Source organism: Burkholderia sp. MSMB1835, from assembly GCF_001526365.1.
Lineage (GTDB): Bacteria > Pseudomonadota > Gammaproteobacteria > Burkholderiales > Burkholderiaceae > Burkholderia.
In genome coordinates, this window is sequence record NZ_LOYP01000013.1 from 1 (window position 1) to 19,205 (window position 19,205).

Consider the following 19,205-nt stretch of genomic DNA (forward strand, 5'->3'; position numbering starts at 1 on the left):
GCGCTCGGGCCGTCAAGTCCAGACCGTTCCGCTACACCGTTCGATACTTGACTCGGAACCTTAACTGAACGGCATTACGGCCTCGCGGCCCCTTTTTCTTTTCACGCGCCGTCACTTGCCGGTCGGTTGCGCGATTCGCGCAAGCGCCGGCTCACGCCGCCGCGCCTGCGCAATACTTGCGTAGACGACCATCGCGGCCAGCACGCCGAGCAGCACGGCGGACGAGCCGACCGTGCCGAGCGCGAGGCCGCCCTTCGCGACCGGCTTCGTCAGCAGGTCGCCGACCGTCGCACCGAACGGCCGGGTGAGCACGAACGCGGCCCAGAACAGCAGCACGCCGGAAATGCGCGTGAAGTAGTGCGCGAGCACGATCGCCGCCAGCAGGCCGCCGATCAGCAATGCGCCGCCGCCGAAGCCGAGCCCCGAGCTGTCGGCGAGGAAGTCGCCGAGCGCGGTGCCGAGCGTGTTCGAGAACAGGATCGCGATCCAGTACAGCAGCTCGACCTTGCGCGTACGGATCAGGTCGACCGACAGCGATTCGCCGCTGAGGCGCCAAACCGCGAAGATCGCCAGCAGGATCGCGACCAGAATCGACGAGCCGGCCGCATAGCCGAGGCCGAGCGTGCGATCCATGAAGTCGGACATCGTCGTGCCGGCCGTGCTCGTCGCGACGATCACGGCCCAGTAGATCGCCGGGCGATAGCGCGTCGTCCTGAGCTGGGCGCCCAGCGTCACGAGGAAGAAACCGAACAGCAGGATCGAGCTCACCGCGTAGCCGACGTTCAGCGTCATCGACAGCAAGTCGCCGCCCGTTTCGCCGAGCGTCGTCGCGCAGATCTTCATGATCCAGAACGCGAGCGTGATTTCGGGAAGTTTGTTCATTCGAACCCCTTTTTGCAGGAAATGGCGCGCCGGTGCGGGCCCGCGCGCCGTGCAGACAGGATCGAATGTAGTCGCCGTTCGCTTAACGGAACCTTAGCAAGTGTGAAGAACGGCATCGGCCGCCGCGCCCGCGCAGTCAGCGCGCGTGCTGGTGCCGGTAATGCAGTGCATAGGCGAGCGTCAGCAGCACGACGAATACGACGCCGACCACCATCGTCATCCGGAATTCGCGCGTGAAAGCGGTCGTCAGCAGGATCGCGGCCACGAGCCCGGCGCCGAGCAGGCTGCCGAACGGGTGCCCCCACATCCGGAACGCGAGCGCGGGGCCGCGATACCGCGAACGGAACCGCAGATGCGTGATGAAGATCATCAGCCATGTGAACAGCGCGCCGAACATCGCGATCGCCATCATCACCGTGAACGCGGTGTCGGGCGCCAGCGCGACCAGCACGGCCGCCACCGCGACGCCGCTCGTCGAAATCCACAGCGCCGCGCGCGGTACGCCGTTCGCGCCGAGCCGGCCGAACACCGCGGGCGCGAGGCGCGCGCGCGACAGGCTGAACATCATCCGCGTCGTCACGTACAGCTGACTGTTCATCGCCGACAGCGCCGCGATCAGCAGCACGAAATTGATCACGCCCGCCGCGTACGGCACGTGCGTCGCGGCCATCACCTTCACGAACGGGCTTTCGTCGGTGCCGGCCTGCGTCCACGGCACGATCGCGAGCATCAGCGCGAGTGTCAGCAGGTAGAACAGCACGAGCCGGAACACGGTCGAGCGGAATGCGCGCGTGACCGCGTGCTGCGGATCGCGCGCCTCGCCGGCCGCGATCGCGACGGCTTCGATGCTCATGTAGCTGAAGATCGCGACGATCACCGCGACCCACGTACCCCACGGCCCCTTCGGCATGAAGCCGCCGTGCGCGGTGTAGTTCGCGAAACCGATGCCCGCTGCGGGCGGCGCCGACCAGACGAGATAGCCGCCGAGTACGATGAACACGACGATCGCAGCGATCTTCAGCAGCGAAAACGCGTATTCGACCGTCCCGTACAACGTCACGCTCGCGAGGTTCACCGCGATCAGCAGCGCGGAGAAGCCGATCACCCAGTACCAGCCGGGCACGGCCGGGAACCAGTACTTCATGAACACGGCGATCGCGCTGATCTCGGTGCCGATCGCGAACACGACCGCGAACCAGTACGCATAACGCACGAGAAAACCCGCGAGCGGGCCGACGTAGTGCTCGGCGTACGCGCCGAACGAGCCGGCCGTCGGATGCGCGACGGTCATTTCCGCGAGCGCGCCCATCAGCAGCAGCGCGATCAGCGCGCCGATCGCATAGGAAACCAGCACGCTCGGGCCGGCGAGCCCGATCGCGAACCCGCTGCCGAGGAACAGCCCCGTGCCGATCGCGCCGCCGATCGCGATCATCGCCATCTGCCCCGACGTCAGCGCATGGCGCAACCCTTGTTCGCGCGCGACGATATCGTCGAACGACCGTTGTTGTTGTTGTGTCACTGCGTCACCACTCCCCTGCACCACCATCGCGCCGCCGGCGCCGGATAAAACGAAACGGCGCGGAGAACTTCCCGCGCCGTTCGCATGAACAACGAATTATCGCTTACTCGACTTCGACCGTCTCTTCGTTCGGCTTGTGCGGCGGATTCGCCAGCTTGTCGAACGACAACTGCACCTTGTCGGCCTCGTCGACGTCGACCGTCACGTGGCCGCCGTTCAGCAGCTTGCCGAACAGCAGTTCGTCGGCCAGCGCGCGCCGGATCGTGTCCTGGATCAGCCGCTGCATCGGCCGCGCGCCCATCAGCGGGTCGAAACCGTGCTTCGCGAGATGCTTGCGCAACGCGTCGGTGAAGAGCGCGTCGACCTTCTTCTCGTGCAACTGTTCCTCGAGCTGGATCAGGAACTTGTCGACCACGCGCATGATGATTTCCTCATCGAGCGAGCGGAAGCTGATGATCGCATCCAGACGGTTGCGGAACTCCGGCGTGAACAGCCGCTTGATGTCGGTCATCTCGTCGCCGGTTTCGCGGCGCGTCGTGAAGCCGATCGTCGCCTTCTGCATCGATTCGGCGCCCGCGTTCGTCGTCATGATGATGATGACGTTGCGGAAATCCGCCTTGCGGCCGTTGTTGTCCGTCAGCGTGCCGTGGTCCATCACCTGCAGCAGCACGTTGAAGATGTCCGGATGCGCCTTCTCGATTTCGTCGAGCAGCAGCACGCAATGCGGCTTCTTCGTGACGGCTTCGGTCAAGAGGCCGCCCTGGTCGAACCCGACATAACCCGGCGGCGCGCCGATCAGACGGCTGACCGCATGACGCTCCATGTATTCCGACATGTCGAAGCGGATCAGCTCGATGCCGAGCGTGAACGCGAGCTGGCGCGCCACTTCGGTCTTGCCGACGCCCGTCGGGCCGGAGAACAGGAACGCGCCGATCGGCTTGTCCATCTTGCCGAGGCCCGCGCGCGCCATCTTGATCGACGCCGCGAGCGCGTCGATCGCCGGATCCTGGCCGAACACGACGCTCTTCAGGTCGCGATCGAGCGTCTGCAGCTTGCTGCGGTCGTCCTGCGACACGCTTTGCGCCGGCACGCGCGCGATCTTCGAGATGATTTCCTCGATCTCGCTCTTGCCGATCGTCTTCTTCTGCTTCGACTTCGGCAGGATGCGCTGCGCGGCGCCCGCTTCGTCGATCACGTCGATCGCCTTGTCCGGCAAGTGACGGTCGGTGATGAAGCGCGCCGACAGTTCGGCCGCGGCCGACAGCGCGCCCGACGAATACTTGACGCCGTGGTGCTCCTCGAAGCGCGACTTCAGCCCGCGCAGGATCGCGACCGTCTGCTCGACGCTCGGCTCCGTCACGTCGACCTTCTGGAAGCGCCGCGACAGCGCCGCGTCCTTCTCGAAGATGCCGCGATATTCGGTGAACGTGGTCGCGCCGATGCACTTGAGCGTGCCCGACGACAGCGCCGGCTTCAGCAGGTTCGATGCGTCGAGCGTGCCGCCCGATGCGGCGCCCGCGCCGATCAGCGTGTGGATTTCGTCGATGAACAGGATCGCGTGCGGGCGCTCCTTCAGCTCCTTCAGCACCGTCTTCAGACGCTGCTCGAAATCGCCGCGATACTTGGTGCCTGCCAGCAACGCGCCCATGTCGAGCGAGTACACCTGCGCGTTCGCGAGGATGTCCGGCACCTCGCCGCGGGTGATCCGGTACGCGAGCCCTTCCGCGATCGCGGTCTTGCCGACGCCGGCTTCGCCGACGAGCAGCGGGTTGTTCTTGCGGCGGCGGCACAGGACCTGCACGACGCGCTCGACCTCGGGCTCGCGACCGATCAGCGGATCGATGCGGCCGTCCTTCGCCATCTGGTTCAGGTTCTGCGTGAACTGCGCGAGCGGCGTTTCCTTCTGCGCGTTCGCGTCTTCGCTTTCCGCGTTCGCGTCGGTCGACTTCGCGGCTTCGCCGTTGTTCGTCTTCGCGATGCCATGCGAAATGAAGTTCACCACGTCGAGGCGCGTGACGCCCTGCTGCTGCAGGTAGTACACGGCGTGCGAATCCTTCTCGCCGAAGATCGCAACCAGCACGTTCGCGCCGGTCACTTCCTTCTTGCCGTTCGACGTCGACTGGACGTGCATGATCGCGCGCTGGATCACGCGCTGGAACCCGAGCGTCGGCTGGGTATCGACATCGTCGGTGCCCGGGACGGTAGGGGTGTTGTCGTGGATGAAATTGCGCAGGTTCTGACGCAGGTCCTCGATGTTTGCCGCGCACGCGCGCAACACCTCGGCCGCCGTCGGATTATCCAGCAGGGCCAGCAGCAGATGCTCGACCGTAATGAACTCATGGCGCGCCTGGCGTGCTTCCATGAACGCCATGTGCAGGCTGACTTCCAATTCCTGGGCAATCATGCTTCCTCCATCACGCACTGCAGCGGATGCCCTGCCTGCCGCGCATGGGTAACGACTTGCTCAACCTTGGTCGACGCGATGTCCCGCGTATAGACCCCACAAACCCCTCGCCCTTCGCGATGGACCTTCAGCATGATCTGCGTGGCCGTCTCGCGATCCTTCTTGAAATACTCCTGGACCACCATCACGACGAACTCCATCGGCGTGAAATCGTCGTTCAGCAGCACCACCTTGTACATCGAAGGCGGCTTGAGCTTCTGCTGCTTGCGTTCCAGGACGGTGCTGTCCTGCTTGTCCGGGATAATCGCCATACACCCATTCTAAACAACTCGGACAGGCCCGCAATCCTGCCATTACCCGACCGACCGGCCGGCGCCCTCCCCGGTATCCCGGAACACGCGATCGCCCTCGCGCCATACGAAAGCCGGCTGCGGTGCCGGCTTTCACGCGTGGCGCGGAACACGAACCGTCAGGGGGAATCGCACCGGAACGTCGTGTCCGCATCCAGTATCCCACAAGCCGGGACGACTCGAACGCGTGTCACTCGAGCCTGGTATATGAGCCGATTATGCGGCTTTTCAAGCCCTCGCGCTTGGCCGCATGCTGCAAAGCAAAGCCGGAAAAACCCTGAAAATGGGTTCTTTACAACGACCCTCTAAACGTCGAAAAATTCCACTTGACACTCCAATAAAGAGCGCCAACAATCAAGCTGGCACTTTTTTCAATTCGCCGATTGGCGAAACGAAAGAGGCCGAGGTGAGCTTGTGAGGGGGGAACGGCTGTATTTTCAGTCGTTTAGCTTTTCGAGCGTGCTCGTGGTAAGTAGCAGCGACTGTGTGACAGGGGAAGTAGGAAAATGGCAACTGGTATCGTTAAGTGGTTCAACGACGCGAAGGGCTTCGGCTTCATCACTCCCGACGAGGGCGGTGAGGATCTGTTTGCGCACTTCTCGGCTATCAGCATGAATGGTTTCAAGACGCTGAAGGAAGGCCAGAAGGTGAGCTTTGACGTCGTTCAAGGGCCGAAGGGCAAGCAAGCGTCGAACATCCAGGCCGCATAAAGGCATCGGATATCGGACGAAGAAACCCGGCGCACAGCGCCGGGTTTCTTTTTTTGAGGCCGGCCCATCGATAATCGATTGGCCGGCCTTTTCGTTCAATCCCGATAATTGAACGCACATTGTCTCGTCACGCATGCGGATCGCCTGTCGAATCCGCACGTGAAACACATTCGCGGTTTCGTTACACGACCTTCAGCGTACCCATCATGCCGAGATCTTCGTGTTCGAGAATGTGGCAGTGAAACATGCGCTCTCCGGGCATGTCTTGCGTGACGAGGATCGACACGGTTTCACCGCTGCGCACGTTCACGGTATCGCGCCACGCGCGGAACGGTTCGCTCGTGCGCGAACCGGCCGACGCCCGCTCGATGACCTGAAACTGCGTGCCGTGCAGATGGAACGGGTGATCCATGTCCGTCGTATTGCGGATCTCCCAGCGCTCGACGTCGCCGCGACGGCTCGTCAGCGTCGCGCGGTGCGGCGCGTAGGTGTCGCCGTTGATCGTGAAGCGCATGCCCGCTGGGCGGCCGTGCGTCGCGCCGCTCATCATCGCGTCCATGTCCATTTCCTCGCCGAACGCGACCGTCTTGTGCGCCACCGGTTCGCCCAGCGGCCGCACCGCGCGCAGCGTGGCAGGCACCGCACGGGCCTCGGCGGGCGCAAACGCGACATCGGCCAGCGCCAGCGCCGGATCGGGCGGCAGGCTGCCGTGGCCGTCGTCGTGCGACATCGCCATCTTGCGGCGGTCGTACTCGGCCGCCTGCAGCACCGCGCGCGACGCGCGCTCGCCAGCGCGCACCAACAGCTCCGCGCGCTCGCCCGGCGCAATCAGCAGCGACGTCGCGCGCCGCGGCCCGTCGAACAACCCGCCGTCGGTGCCCACGTGCTCGAACGCGCGGCCGTCGTCGAAGGCGATACGCAGGTAGCGTGCGCTGCACGCGTTCCAGACACGCCAGCGTTCGTCGCCCGCGACGTCGATGCGCGGCCGACGCGCGCCGTTGATCAGCACGAACTGGCCTTCACGGCCGTTCATCCAGTCCATCATGTCGTTCGGCGCAATCGTGCCGTCGCGCGCAAGCTTCAGGTCCGACACGAACAGGTGGCGCTCGGGCCAGCCGGCAAGCGGATCGTCAGCGGCGCGCACGACGAACGGGCCGGCCAGCCCGCGGAACACCTGCTCGGCGGTCATCATGTGCGGATGCGGGTGGTACCAGTAGGTGCCGGCGCTGCCCTTCGGCAGCGTGAAGCGATATACGCGCGACGCGCCGGGCGCGACGGGATCGGACGGGTTGCCGTCCTGGTCGGGCGGCACGGGCAAGCCGTGCCAGTGGATCGTCGACGGCTGCGGCAGCTTGTTCACGAACCGGATCTCGACCGTATCGCCCTCGCGCACGTCGATCAGCGGGCCGACGACGGGGCCTTGCGTGCCCGCGCCGAACTGCCAGAACGGGGTCGGCCGCGCACCGTGCAGCATCGGACGCGCGACGGGCTGCGCCACCAGCGTGGCGCGGAACGTGCCGGGCTCACGACTTTCGTTGGCCAGCGTACGCAACGTCGCGAGCGGCGCGCCGGCCGGCAGCGCGTCGGCGGCCGCGAGCGCGACCGGCGCGGACTGACCGTGCTGCGCGTGCGCCGGCATCCCCGGCATACCCGACATGCCCGGCATGTCGCTCATCGAATCCATGCCGGCCATGCCCGCGTGACCGGCATGCTGCGCCCACGCAGTGCGTGCGCATAGCGACGCGGCCGCGACGCCGACGGCGTGCGACAGGAAGGTTCTCCGTCTCATCAATCGATCCTCGTTATTCATGCGGCGCCGCGCGACAGCCGCGGCGGTCGCGTCATCATAACCGCAGGGCTTCGTCGAAAAACGCCGTCGCCGGGCGGGCGGCGATACGCCGCAGCAGGGCGTCGCGACCGGGCCGGACACGGCCACGCCTGACATCGCCGACCGGCGCTTCGGCAGCCATCGCTCCTCTCCAGCCGTGCCTTGCACCCGCTCGCAAACGAGCGTGGCGCCTTCCGCCTGGGCCCCGTGCTTGCCCCCGCCGCATCGACGATCCGCGAATCCGCTAATTTTTCACGATGCGGAACAAGTCACTGCGTTATAAAAATTCGTGGTGCAGGGCACAAATTCCCCGTTTCGCGATGCCGAAAAACGTTCCGCAATACAAAACAACGTAAATAATTATTTGTTTTTAAACGAGAATTTTTGTTTCGAAGAGCCGTTCTACCTGCACCATCCGAGCAGGTCGCGGACGTAGACTTTGTCCCATGCACTGACGCTTCGCCACGACGTTCGATACGAAACCCGGCGCAAGCAGCCAGTCGGGCCACAGCCGGCCGAGCCGGCAGGCGGCACAACAGAATCGCTCGTGATCAGAAAGGGAGAACGGAAATGAAGGGATTTCGCTTTGGTTCAGCGCTCGGGTCGTTCTACATCCTGCCGGCAAACGGCGGCTGGGAAGCGACGTTCGGCAACGCCCTGCTCGGCGCATTCTCGTGCCCGGAAGCGGCGGCCGACCACATCTCCCGCGGCGACTGCGCGCAACCGTCCGAACTGGACACGGCCACGCTCGAAGTGCCGGACGAAATCGCCGAATGGGAAATCGTTCACGTCTGAATGGCAAGCCGGCAACGACAAACGCCCCGGGCGACCGGGGCGTTTTTCTTGAGTGCCGGGCGGCGAACGGTTCAACCCGCCGCGCCCGCACATGCATCGGCTCGCGCGATTGCGCGACCGGCGTCAGGCGACCGCGTCGACGATGCCGTTCAGCGTCGCGCTCGGGCGCATGGCCTGGCTCGTCAGCTCGACGTTCGGACGGTAGTAGCCGCCGATCGCCTGCGGCTTGCCTTGCGCGGCCGCCAGCTCTTCCAGGATGCGCGCTTCGCTGTCGGACAGCGCCTTCGCCACGCCTTCGAACTGCGCCTTCAGCGCGGCGTCCTCGGTCTGCTCGGCCAGCGCCTGCGCCCAGTACAGGCACAGGTAGAAATGGCTGCCGCGGTTGTCGAGGCCGCCGACCTTGCGCGCCGGCGACTTGTTCTCGTCGAGGAACTTGCCGGTCGCCTGGTCGAGCGTCTTCGCGAGGACGAGCGCCTTCGGGTTCCGGTAAGCGTTGCCGAGATGTTCGAGCGACGCGGCCAGCGCGAGGAATTCGCCGAGCGAATCCCAGCGCAGGAAACCTTCCTCGACGAACTGCTGCACGTGCTTCGGTGCGGAGCCGCCCGCCCCCGTTTCGAACATCCCGCCGCCGGCCATCAGCGGCACGATCGACAGCATCTTCGCGCTGGTGCCGAGTTCCATGATCGGGAACAGGTCGGTCAGGTAGTCGCGCAGCACGTTGCCGGTGACCGAAATCGTGTCCTTGCCCGCGCGGATGCGCTCGAGCGAGAAACGCGTCGCTTCGACCGGCGTCATGATCCGGATGTCGAGGCCGTTCGTGTCGTGGTCCTTCAGGTAGCGTTCGACCTTCGCGATGATCTGCGCATCGTGCGCGCGCGCCGGATCGAGCCAGAACACGGCCGGCGCGCCGGTTGCGCGGGCGCGGTTGACCGCCAGCTTGACCCAGTCCTGCACCGGCGCGTCCTTCGTCTGGCACATGCGCCAGATGTCGCCCGACTCGACCGCGTGCTCGAGCAGCACGTTGCCGGCTTCGTCGATGACGCGCACGACGCCGTCCACCGGGATCTGGAACGTCTTGTCGTGCGAACCGTATTCTTCGGCCGCCTGCGCCATCAGGCCCACGTTCGGCACGCTGCCCATCGTGACCGGATCGAACGCGCCGTGCTGCTTGCAGTCCTCGATCACGGCCTGGTAGACGCCCGCGTAGCAGCGGTCCGGAATCACGGCCTTCGCGTCGTACAGTTGACCGTCCGGGCCCCACATGCCGCCCGAATCGCGGATCATCGCCGGCATCGATGCGTCGACGATCACGTCGCTCGGCACGTGCAGGTTCGTGATGCCCTTGTCCGAGTTGACCATCGCGAGACGCGGGCGCACCGCATACTCGGCCTTCACGTCGGCTTCGATCGCTTCGCGCGTGTCGGCCGGCAGATCCTTCAGGCGCGCGTACAGGTCGCCGATCCCGTTGTTCGGGTTGAAGCCGACCTTCGCCAGCACGTCCGCGTGCTTCGCGAGCGCGTCGCGGTAGAACACCGACACGAAGTGACCGAACAGGATCGGGTCCGAGACCTTCATCATGGTCGCCTTCAGGTGCACCGAGAACAGCACGTCCTGCGCCTTCGCGTCGGCGATCTGCGCCTCGATGAAGCTGCGCAGCGCGTTGCGGCTCATCACCGACGCGTCGATGACTTCACCGGCCTTCACGGCCGTCTTTTCCTTCAGCACCTTCTTCGCGCCGTCGGTCGTCGTGAGTTCGATCTTCACGCTGCCGGCCTCGGCGATCAGCGCCGACTTCTCGCTGCCGTAGAAGTCGCCTTCGGTCATGTGCGCGACATGGGCCTTCGACGTGGGCTTCCACGCGCCCATCTTGTGCGGATGCTTGCGTGCGTAGTTCTTGACCGACAGCGGCGCGCGGCGGTCGGAGTTGCCTTCGCGCAGCACCGGGTTCACCGCGCTGCCCTTGATCTTGTCGTAGCGCGCCTTGACGGCCTTCTCTTCGTCCGTCGACGGATCTTCCGGATAGGCCGGCAGCGCGTAGCCCTGCGCCTGCAGTTCGGCGATCGCGGCCTTCAGTTGCGGCACCGATGCGCTGATGTTCGGCAGCTTGATGATGTTCGCTTCCGGCTTCAGCGTGAGCTGGCCCAGCTCGGCCAGATCGTCGGAACCCTTCTGCTCCGACGGCAGGACGTCTGCGAAGGCCGCGATGATGCGGCCGGCGAGCGAGATGTCGCGCGTTTCGACGGCGACGCCGGACGAACGCGTGAAGGCCTTGACGATCGGCAGCAGCGAATAGGTCGCGAGCGCCGGCGCTTCGTCGGTGAGGGTGTAGATGATCTTGGGCGAAGTGGACATGGTGGTCAAAGCATTGCTACGTGATGATGGGACTGAGGAGCGCCGGCGGTAACCGGCGGGGAGCGACCGGGTCGATCGCGAAAGGGGCGCGCCGGTTCAGCCGGGCGGTGGTGTTGCGAGGGCCGTCATGGTCTACCTTGCAGGGCTTGCGGGCCGCATCGCGACGCCGCGGCCCGCATGCCGGGCCACCCTGCCAACAAAACCTGCCATCCACGAAACGCTCCGGCGCCGGCAGTCAGCGCCGGGGCGGCCGGCAACCTGCCGGCCCACCCCGGAAGGGGTCTTACATGTTCTCGATCAGCACTTCGCCGAAACCGGAGCACGACACCTGCGTCGCGCCTTCCATCAGGCGCGCGAAGTCGTACGTGACGCGCTTCTGCAGGATCGACTTCTCCATCGCGGCGATGATCGTATCGGCTGCTTCCGTCCAGCCGAGGTGGCGCAGCATCATTTCCGCCGACAGGATCTCGGAACCCGGGTTCACGTAATCCTTGCCCGCGTACTTCGGCGCCGTGCCGTGCGTCGCCTCGAACATCGCGACCGAATCCGACAGGTTCGCGCCCGGCGCGATCCCGATGCCGCCGACCTGCGCGGCCAGCGCGTCGGAGATGTAGTCGCCGTTCAGGTTCAGCGTCGCGATCACGTCGTATTCGGCCGGGCGCAGCAGGATCTGCTGCAGGAACGCGTCGGCGATCGAATCCTTGATCACGATCTCGTTGCCCGTCTTCGGGTTTTTCACGCGCATCCACGGGCCGCCGTCGATCAGCTCGCCGCCGAATTCCTTTTGCGCGAGCGCGTAGCCGGCATCACGGAACAGGCCTTCCGTGAACTTCATGATGTTGCCCTTGTGCACCAGCGTGACCGACTTGCGATCGTTGTCGATCGCGTACTGGATCGCCTTGCGCACGAGGCGCTCGGTGCCTTCGGTCGACACGGGCTTGACGCCGATCCCGGACGTTTCCGGGAAACGGATCTTCTTCACGCCCATCTCGTCCTGCAGGAACTTGATCACCTTCTTCGCCTGCTCGGAGCCCGCGGCCCATTCGATGCCCGCGTAGATGTCTTCCGAGTTCTCGCGGAAGATCACCATGTCGATCTTCTGCGGCTCGCGCACCGGCGACGGCACGCCCTTGAAGTACTGGACCGGGCGCAGGCACACGTACAGGTCGAGTTCCTGGCGCAGCGCGACGTTCAGCGAACGGATGCCGCCGCCGACCGGGGTCGTGAGCGGCCCCTTGATCGACACCACGTATTCCTTCAGCACCTGCAGCGTTTCGTCCGGCAGCCACACGTCCGGACCGTACACCTTGGTCGCCTTCTCGCCCGCGAAAATCTCCATCCAGTGGATCTTGCGCTTGCCCTTGTAGGCATGCGCGACCGCCGCGTCGACGACCTTGATCATGACCGGCGTGATATCGAAGCCCGTACCGTCGCCTTCGATATAGGGAATGATCGGCTGATCGGAAACGTTGAGCGAGAAGTCCTTGTTGACGGTGATCTTGTCACCGCCCTCCGGAACCTTGATGTGCTGATACGGCATGATCGACTCCAGTGACGTGGCTGAGCAGGTGATGCTGGTCGAAACTGCGCGCGCGGCGGGGCGCGGCATGGCCACCCCGTGACGGCAACAGCGAGCCGCTATTCTAGCGCCCCAACCGGGCACTTCGGCGCGAACCGCGGCACTGCGCATCGAGCCCTCACTTATGTCTTATATAAGACAGAGGACTTGCCGTTCCGTATTATGCATTAAGATTCCGCCATTTGCCATAGACCGCCCGCCCCGGCTTCCCGCGGGGCGCCGGGCGGCCCCCGCCATGAACCTGATCGCCCTCAACAAGCCGTTCGGCACGATTTGCCAGTTTTCCGCGCATGAGACGCGGCCGTCGCTCGGCGACTGGGTAAAAACGCCCGGCGTGTATCCGGCCGGCCGGCTCGACGCGGACAGCGAGGGGCTGCTGCTGCTCACCGACGACGGGGCGCTGCAGGCCCGCATCGCCGAGCCGCGCCACAAGCTGGTGAAGCGCTACTGGGCGCAAGTCGACGGCGCGCCGGGGCCCGCCGACCTGAAGGCGCTCGCACGCGGCGTCGACCTCGGCGACTACGTGACGCGCCCGTGCCGCGCCGAATTCATCGAGCCGCCCGACACGCTGTGGCCGCGCAATCCGCCGATCCGCTACCGCGCCGCGATCCCGACCACGTGGATCGAGCTGGCGATCACCGAGGGCAAGAACCGGCAGGTGCGCCGGATGACGGCGGCCGTCGGCTTCCCGACGTTGCGCCTGGTGCGCGTCGGCATCGGCGCGCTGGATATATTCGCGCTCGGCATTGCACCGGGCGAAACGATCGCCCTGCCGCCACGCGCGCCGTGGGACGGTTTCGCGCGCGCCGGATGACGCATCCGGGACACGCGAATTTTTCGTCATCTTTTTCGTCAACCGGCCGCGGAGATCGCGCGTTAAACCACGCAGATGCCAACCTTAGCTATCCGGCATTGGCAGCCGAACCCGTGTTTGCGTCACGAAAGCGACGTTTTATTCGAATACGATTCGGCGCCCGCAGCGCAAAGAGAAATTTCTCGAAGCGTCTGTCAACCGAAAGGTGGATGGCACCGTTAGACGACATGACTCCTATTGCCGGGTCATTTGGTTAATTAACTAAAGCTGAGGAACACAACATGAACAAACTGATCGCCGCTCTGGTCGCTGGCCTCTTCGCAACGGCTGCTTTCGCACAAGCTTCGGCTCCGGAAGCTGCTCCGGCAGCAGCAGAAGCTGCTTCGGCACCGGCTAAGCACGCTGCCAAGAAGCACCACGCTGCCAAGAAGCACCACAAGGCATCGAAGAAGGCTGCAGCAAGCGACGCAGCAGCACCGGCAGCTGCTTCGAACTAAGTAAGCAAGCTGTAATAACGCAGTCAAGAACACGCAGTCCTGCCGTTCTTACGGCGTTGAAAGGCAGATCACCGCAAGGCGATCTGCCTTTTTCTTTTTTGTGCCCGCCGGCGCGCATCGCGTACCATGCGGGTCTCGTTTTCCAGACAGGAGCCACGCTGTGCCATTCTCCCTGCGCCCGTCGCTCGGCCGCCTTGCGCGCGCCGCCGTGTTTCCCGCCGCCCTCGCCGTCCTCGCGCTCGGCATGCAGGCCGCCGGCGCGCAAGTGCCGCCCGGCGCCAAGCAGCCGAGCGAGTTCCCGCGCGTGAAGCTGCGCGCCGGCATGTACGTGATCGACGCGGCCGTCGCCGCCAACGACGCCGATCGCGAACAGGGGCTCATGTACCGTTCGCAGCTCGCGCCGAACGAAGGCATGCTGTTCGTCTTCAACGAGAACGCCGTGCACTGTTTCTGGATGAAGAACACGCTGATTCCGCTGTCGATCGCGTTCATCCGCGCGGACGGCACGATCACCGACATCGACGAGATGAAGGCCGAGACGACCGACAACCACTGTCCGCGCAACAACGGCGTCTATGCGCTCGAAATGAGCAAGGGCTGGTTCGCCGCGAAGGGCATCAAGCCCGGCATGAAGCTCGACGGCCTGCCGCGGGCCCAGTAACGGCAACGGCCCGCGCGGCGGCATCGCGCCGCGCACCGACCGCAAGCCGGCCGCCCCGTGGTGCGCCGGCTTTTTTTCGCCCGCCGGCAGCGACGCACGCCTTGATTCCGACGGCGGCGGCCGCATCTGCAAAAGCCGCGCGCAAGCGCTATGCTTGAAGTCTCGCTTGTTCCAGCCCGGGCCGGCTCCAGCCGGCCCGCTTACGATCCGAACCACCAGGAGGTTCACGTGCCCCGCAAAACCCCCATCGAGCGCTATCGAAATATCGGGATCAGCGCTCACATCGATGCCGGCAAGACCACGACGACCGAGCGCATCCTGTTTTACACCGGCGTGAGCCACAAGATCGGTGAAGTGCACGACGGCGCGGCCACGATGGACTGGATGGAGCAGGAGCAGGAACGCGGCATCACGATCACGTCGGCGGCGACCACGGCCTTCTGGAAGGGCATGGCCGGCAACTATCCGGAACACCGGATCAACATCATCGACACGCCCGGGCACGTCGACTTCACGATCGAAGTCGAGCGCTCGATGCGCGTGCTCGACGGCGCGTGCATGGTCTACGACTCGGTCGGCGGCGTGCAGCCGCAATCGGAAACCGTGTGGCGCCAGGCGAACAAGTACAAGGTGCCGCGCATCGCGTTCGTCAACAAGATGGACCGGATCGGCGCCGACTTCTTCCGCGTGCAGAAGCAGATCGGCGAGCGCCTGAAAGGCGTCGCCGTGCCGATCCAGATTCCGATCGGCGCGGAAGATCATTTCCAGGGTGTCGTCGATCTCGTGAAGATGAAGGCGATCGTGTGGGACGACGAAAGCCAGGGCGTGAAGTTCACGTACGAGGACATCCCCGCGAACCTCGTCGAGGTCGCGCACGAATGGCGCGAGAAGATGGTCGAGGCCGCGGCCGAAGCGAGCGAGGAGCTGCTCGAGAAGTATCTGCACGACCACGAATCGCTGACCGAGGACGAGATCAAGGCCGCGCTGCGCCAGCGCACGATCGCCAACGAGATCGTGCCGATGCTGTGCGGCAGCGCGTTCAAGAACAAGGGCGTGCAGGCGATGCTCGACGCGGTGATCGACTACCTGCCGTCGCCGGTCGACGTGCCCGCGATCCTCGGTCACGATTTCGCCGATCCGGAAAAGCCGGCGGAACGCCACCCGAGCGACGACGAGCCGTTCTCGTCGCTCGCGTTCAAGATCATGACCGACCCGTTCGTCGGCCAGCTGATCTTCTTCCGCGTGTATTCGGGCGTCGTCGAGTCGGGCGACACGGTGCTCAACGCGACGAAGGACAAGAAGGAGCGGCTCGGCCGGATCCTGCAGATGCACGCGAACGAGCGCAAGGAAATCAAGGAAGTGCGCGCCGGCGACATCGCGGCGGCCGTCGGCCTGAAGGAAGCGACCACCGGCGACACGCTGTGCGACCCGGCCAAGCCGATCATCCTCGAGAAGATGGAATTCCCGGAGCCGGTGATCTCGCAGGCCGTCGAGCCGAAGACGAAGGCCGACCAGGAAAAGATGGGCCTCGCGCTGAACCGCCTCGCGCAGGAAGATCCGTCGTTCCGCGTGCAGACCGACGAAGAGTCCGGCCAGACGATCATTTCGGGGATGGGCGAGCTGCACCTCGAAATCCTGGTCGACCGGATGAAGCGCGAGTTCGGCGTCGAAGCCACTGTCGGCAAGCCGCAGGTCGCGTATCGCGAGACGGTGCGCACGACGGCCGCCGACGTCGAAGGGAAGTTCGTCAAGCAGTCGGGCGGTCGCGGTCAGTACGGCCATGCGGTGATCACGCTCGAGCCGAACCCGGGCAAGGGCTACGAGTTCCTCGACGAGATCAAGGGCGGCGTGATTCCGCGCGAGTACATCCCGGCGGTCGACAAGGGCATCCAGGACACGCTGAAGAGCGGCGTGCTCGCCGGCTACCCGGTCGTCGACGTGAAGGTGCATCTGACGTTCGGTTCGTACCACGACGTCGACTCGAACGAAAACGCGTTCCGGATGGCCGGCTCGATGGCGTTCAAGGAAGCGATGCGCAAGGCCAAGCCCGTGCTGCTCGAGCCGATGATGGCCGTCGAGGTCGAGACGCCCGAGGACTTCATGGGCAACGTGATGGGCGACCTGTCGAGCCGGCGCGGCATCGTGCAGGGGATGGAGGACATCGCGGGCGGCGGCGGCAAGCTGGTGCGTGCCGAGGTGCCGCTCGCGGAGATGTTCGGCTATTCGACGTCGCTGCGCTCGGCGACGCAAGGTCGTGCGACGTACACGATGGAGTTCAAGCATTACGCGGAAACGCCGGCGAACGTGTCGGAAGCCGTGATCAACGCGAAGACGAAGTAAGCGCCGCGCGCGCCCCGGCGCATGCACGCGAAGCCCGTCCGGTTCCGGACGGGCTTTTTTTCATCCGGCGCGGCGCCTCGCGCTCGCGGCGTATCGATCGGCGCGCCGCGCTTTTTTTCGCGTGCCACAATGGATGGCGAATCGTCAGATGGAACCCGCCCGATGCCGCCCACCCCTGCCCTGCGCCGCCTGCTGACCCTCTATGCCGGCCTGATCGCCGCGAACGTCGCCGTCTGGCTGTGGGCGCTCGCGGTGCTGCGCGACCATCCGCTGCTGCTCGGCACCGCGGCGATCGCGTACGGGCTCGGGCTGCGTCATGCGGTCGACGCGGATCACATCGCCGCGATCGACGTCGCGACGCGCAAGCTGATGCAGGACGGCCAGCGTCCGGTGAGCGTCGGCCTGTTCTTCTCGCTCGGCCATTCGACGATCGTGATCGCCGCGACGCTCGGCATCGCGCTGACCGCGTACGCGCTGCGCGACCGGTTCGATGCGTTCCGCGAGATCGGCGGCACGATCGGCACGGCGGTATCGGCCACGTTCCTGCTGGTGCTCGCGTGCGTGAACCTGATGATCCTGCGCGACGTGTGGCGACGCTATCGCGGCAAATCCGCGCACACGCACGACGGCGCGCATGACCATCGTCCCGCCGGACTCGTATCGCGGTTGCTGCGCCCGCTGTTCCGGTTCGTGTCGAAGAGCTGGCACATGTATCCGGTGGGCGTGCTGTTCGGGCTCGGTTTCGATACTGCAACCGAAATCGGCCTGCTCGCGATCGCCGCCGCGCAGGCGAGCCAGGGGCTGCCGGTCTATACGATCATGCTGTTCCCCGCGCTTTTCACCGCCGGCATGACGCTGATCGACTCCACCGACAACGTGCTGATGATTCACGCATACGGCTGGGCAATGGACGATCCGCAGCGCAAGCTGCTCTACAACGCGAGCATCACGTTCGTGTCGGCGGCCGTCGCGCTGGCGATCGGCGGGATCGAGGCGGCCGGCCTGCTGGCCGACAAGCTGGCGCTGACGGGCCCCGTGCGCGACACGCTCGATGCACTCGGCGAACGCTTCGGGTCGATCGGCTACGGCATCGTCGCGCTGTTCCTCGTCTGCTGGATCGCGTCGATCCTGTTCCACCGCTGGCAACGCGCGGCCGACGCGCCGGCGCGCTGAACGACGCTCCCGACGTTTCATTCCGGAAACAAAACGCTCCCCTACGACGTTGCAGGCGTGGTCACGCGACGGCGACCGCCTTTCGCCACGGGCCCGAGCGGCCGATGGCACGAATCTCGCAGATAGGGATTCGCACGGCGGGCCCGCGTGCCGATCCGTGTTCGCGGCTGGCGTCGAGCGTCGGCCCGGACGCGATCGGATCACGATAGGACAACGAATCTTTTACGCCCCCCTGCACCACACGTAGATCGTCGCGCGGCAACGAGGCATCGCGCGCATGGGGAGGCCATGATGCATAAGACGAAACAACCGTTCCGCGCGGCGGGACGGCGCCCTCGTGCAACCTTGCTGGCCGCGGCCGCGTTTGCGTGCTGCTGCTCGTATGCCGTCGCACAGAACACGACGCCTGACGCCGCGCCCGACGCGAAGGCCAGCGCGGACACCATCATGACGCTGGTCGAGAACGCATCGCCGTGCGCCGCCAATCCGGCTGCGTGCGCGGTGCACGTTTATGCCGGCCGGGGCGTCGGTAACGGCGGTGCCGGTGCGAGCGGCAGCGGCAGCGGCAACGGGAATGGAAACGGCAGTGGCACGGGTAGTGGCGGTGGCAACGGTAGCGGCGAAAATAACGGGAACGGGGCCGTCGGACCGGCCGGTGTCGGTGGAACGACAGGCGGAACTTCAGGAGGTACGAGCGGCACGGGCCGGGGAGGCAATGCGTCGGGTAATGGCGGTTCGGGTGGCGGTACCTCGGGTGGCGGTACCTCGGGCGGCGGTACTTCGGGCGGAGGCACCTCGGGTGGCGGTACCTCGGGCGGCGGTACTTCGGGTGGAGGCACCTCGGGTGGAGGCACCTCGGGTGGCGGTACTTCGGGTGGCGGCACCTCGGGTGGCGGTACCTCGGGTGGCGGTACCTCGGGCGGCGGTACCTCAGGCGGCGGCACCTCGGGTGGTGGTACTTCGGGTGGTGGTACTTCGGGTGGTGGTACTTCGGGTGGTGGTACTTCGGGTGGTGGTACTTCGGGTGGAGGCACCTCGGGTGGCGGTACTTCGGGTGGCGGTACCTCGGGTGGCGGTGGCCACGGTGGTGGTGGCGATGGTGACGGAGGCGGCCACGGTCATGGTGGTGGCCACGGCGACGGCGACGGTGATGGCGGCGGTCACGGCCACGGTGGCGGCCATGGCGACGGCGACGGTGATGGCGGCGGTCACGGTGGCGGCCATGGCGACGGCGACGGTGATGGCGGCGGTCACGGCCACGGTGGCGGCCATGGCGACGGCGACGGTGATGGCGGCGGTCA

The 19,205-nt window shown here is 65.6% G+C and carries 16 protein-coding genes; 7 read left to right on the plus strand and 9 right to left on the minus strand.

Features of this window, described 5'->3' with window-relative positions:
• Positions 1-111: 111 nt before the first annotated feature.
• The 4 genes from WS96_RS06130 to clpS all read right to left on the minus strand — a co-directional run bounded on the left by WS96_RS06130 (position 112) and on the right by clpS (position 5,116).
• Entirely contained in the window at positions 112-882 is a 771-nt protein-coding gene (locus WS96_RS06130) for a COG4705 family protein (RefSeq protein WP_059831232.1), read from the minus strand.
• Positions 883-1,018: 136 nt separating this feature from the next.
• The gene (locus tag WS96_RS06135) at positions 1,019-2,401 is read right to left on the minus strand and encodes an amino acid permease (protein WP_257127942.1); all 1,383 of its coding nucleotides are present in this window, start codon (positions 2,399-2,401) and stop codon (positions 1,019-1,021) included.
• A 103-nt stretch (positions 2,402-2,504) separates the two neighbouring features.
• Positions 2,505-4,805 carry an ATP-dependent Clp protease ATP-binding subunit ClpA gene (gene clpA / locus WS96_RS06140; protein ID WP_034208191.1) on the minus strand — a complete coding sequence of 767 codons (2,301 nt, stop codon included), beginning with the start codon at positions 4,803-4,805 and terminating at the stop codon, positions 2,505-2,507.
• Complete coding sequence (gene clpS, locus WS96_RS06145) at positions 4,802-5,116, minus strand: ATP-dependent Clp protease adapter ClpS (protein ID WP_006398529.1); 315 nt, start codon at positions 5,114-5,116, stop codon at positions 4,802-4,804. Before clpS ends, clpA begins: the two co-directional genes overlap by 4 nt.
• 545 nt (positions 5,117-5,661) lie before the next feature.
• Here clpS and WS96_RS06150 point away from each other — a divergent pair.
• Complete coding sequence (locus WS96_RS06150; RefSeq protein ID WP_034208192.1) at positions 5,662-5,865, plus strand: cold-shock protein; 204 nt, start codon at positions 5,662-5,664, stop codon at positions 5,863-5,865.
• Positions 5,866-6,046: 181 nt separating this feature from the next.
• On the opposite strand, the gene WS96_RS06155 is transcribed toward WS96_RS06150, so the two are convergent.
• Together WS96_RS06155 and WS96_RS34375 are read right to left on the minus strand one after the other, a co-directional pair.
• Positions 6,047-7,654, minus strand: a complete 1,608-nt coding sequence (locus WS96_RS06155) for a multicopper oxidase family protein (protein ID WP_059831236.1) — start codon at positions 7,652-7,654, stop codon at positions 6,047-6,049.
• Between the two features lie 55 nt (positions 7,655-7,709).
• Entirely contained in the window at positions 7,710-7,835 is a 126-nt protein-coding gene (locus WS96_RS34375; RefSeq protein WP_257127943.1) for a hypothetical protein, read from the minus strand.
• Between the two features lie 428 nt (positions 7,836-8,263).
• On the opposite strand from WS96_RS34375, the gene WS96_RS06160 reads away from it, so the two are divergent.
• The gene (locus WS96_RS06160) at positions 8,264-8,488 is read left to right on the plus strand and encodes a hypothetical protein (RefSeq protein WP_034208193.1); all 225 of its coding nucleotides are present in this window, start codon (positions 8,264-8,266) and stop codon (positions 8,486-8,488) included.
• Positions 8,489-8,611: 123 nt separating this feature from the next.
• Here WS96_RS06160 and WS96_RS06165 read toward each other — a convergent pair whose 3' ends face one another.
• The gene (locus tag WS96_RS06165; RefSeq protein ID WP_059831238.1) at positions 8,612-10,840 is read right to left on the minus strand and encodes an NADP-dependent isocitrate dehydrogenase; all 2,229 of its coding nucleotides are present in this window, start codon (positions 10,838-10,840) and stop codon (positions 8,612-8,614) included.
• A 283-nt stretch (positions 10,841-11,123) separates the two neighbouring features.
• The gene (gene icd / locus WS96_RS06170) at positions 11,124-12,380 is read right to left on the minus strand and encodes an NADP-dependent isocitrate dehydrogenase (protein WP_006478026.1); all 1,257 of its coding nucleotides are present in this window, start codon (positions 12,378-12,380) and stop codon (positions 11,124-11,126) included.
• A gap of 274 nt (positions 12,381-12,654) precedes the next feature.
• On the opposite strand from icd, the gene WS96_RS06175 reads away from it, so the two are divergent.
• The 5 genes from WS96_RS06175 to WS96_RS06190 all read left to right on the plus strand — a co-directional run bounded on the left by WS96_RS06175 (position 12,655) and on the right by WS96_RS06190 (position 17,904).
• Positions 12,655-13,233, plus strand: coding sequence for a pseudouridine synthase (locus tag WS96_RS06175; RefSeq protein ID WP_059831240.1), 579 nt, complete (start codon positions 12,655-12,657; stop codon positions 13,231-13,233).
• 281 nt (positions 13,234-13,514) lie between these two features.
• Entirely contained in the window at positions 13,515-13,730 is a 216-nt protein-coding gene (locus tag WS96_RS31945) for a hypothetical protein (protein WP_011352970.1), read from the plus strand.
• Between the two features lie 160 nt (positions 13,731-13,890).
• Positions 13,891-14,391, plus strand: coding sequence for a DUF192 domain-containing protein (locus WS96_RS06180; RefSeq protein WP_059824900.1), 501 nt, complete (start codon positions 13,891-13,893; stop codon positions 14,389-14,391).
• 228 nt (positions 14,392-14,619) lie between these two features.
• Positions 14,620-16,731: an elongation factor G gene (gene fusA / locus WS96_RS06185; RefSeq protein ID WP_059782232.1), complete on the plus strand. Its 2,112-nt coding sequence runs from the start codon at positions 14,620-14,622 to the stop codon at positions 16,729-16,731.
• Positions 16,732-16,893: 162 nt separating this feature from the next.
• On the plus strand, positions 16,894-17,904 hold the full coding sequence (locus WS96_RS06190; protein ID WP_179949915.1) for a HoxN/HupN/NixA family nickel/cobalt transporter: 1,011 nt from the start codon (positions 16,894-16,896) through the stop codon (positions 17,902-17,904).
• Between the two features lie 930 nt (positions 17,905-18,834).
• On the opposite strand, the gene WS96_RS34005 is transcribed toward WS96_RS06190, so the two are convergent.
• Positions 18,835-19,205: hypothetical protein (locus tag WS96_RS34005; RefSeq protein ID WP_179949916.1), on the minus strand; the 371-nt coding region annotated here is incomplete at its 5' end.

What these genes read in the sequence shown, in the direction of transcription:
- WS96_RS06165 (WP_059831238.1), bottom strand. Translation starts at nt 10,840, where the DNA reads ATGTCCACTTCGCCCAAGATCATCTACACCCTCACCGACGAAGCGCCG.
- clpS (WP_006398529.1), bottom strand. Translation starts at nt 5,116, where the DNA reads ATGGCGATTATCCCGGACAAGCAGGACAGCACCGTCCTGGAACGCAAG.
- WS96_RS06175 (WP_059831240.1), top strand. Translation starts at nt 12,655, where the DNA reads ATGAACCTGATCGCCCTCAACAAGCCGTTCGGCACGATTTGCCAGTTT.
- WS96_RS06160 (WP_034208193.1), top strand. Translation starts at nt 8,264, where the DNA reads ATGAAGGGATTTCGCTTTGGTTCAGCGCTCGGGTCGTTCTACATCCTG.
- WS96_RS06150 (WP_034208192.1), top strand. Translation starts at nt 5,662, where the DNA reads ATGGCAACTGGTATCGTTAAGTGGTTCAACGACGCGAAGGGCTTCGGC.
- WS96_RS06190 (WP_179949915.1), top strand. Translation starts at nt 16,894, where the DNA reads ATGCCGCCCACCCCTGCCCTGCGCCGCCTGCTGACCCTCTATGCCGGC.
- WS96_RS31945 (WP_011352970.1), top strand. Translation starts at nt 13,515, where the DNA reads ATGAACAAACTGATCGCCGCTCTGGTCGCTGGCCTCTTCGCAACGGCT.
- WS96_RS06155 (WP_059831236.1), bottom strand. Translation starts at nt 7,654, where the DNA reads ATGAGACGGAGAACCTTCCTGTCGCACGCCGTCGGCGTCGCGGCCGCG.
- clpA (WP_034208191.1), bottom strand. Translation starts at nt 4,805, where the DNA reads ATGATTGCCCAGGAATTGGAAGTCAGCCTGCACATGGCGTTCATGGAA.
- WS96_RS06130 (WP_059831232.1), bottom strand. Translation starts at nt 882, where the DNA reads ATGAACAAACTTCCCGAAATCACGCTCGCGTTCTGGATCATGAAGATC.
- icd (WP_006478026.1), bottom strand. Translation starts at nt 12,380, where the DNA reads ATGCCGTATCAGCACATCAAGGTTCCGGAGGGCGGTGACAAGATCACC.
- WS96_RS34375 (WP_257127943.1), bottom strand. Translation starts at nt 7,835, where the DNA reads ATGGCTGCCGAAGCGCCGGTCGGCGATGTCAGGCGTGGCCGTGTCCGG.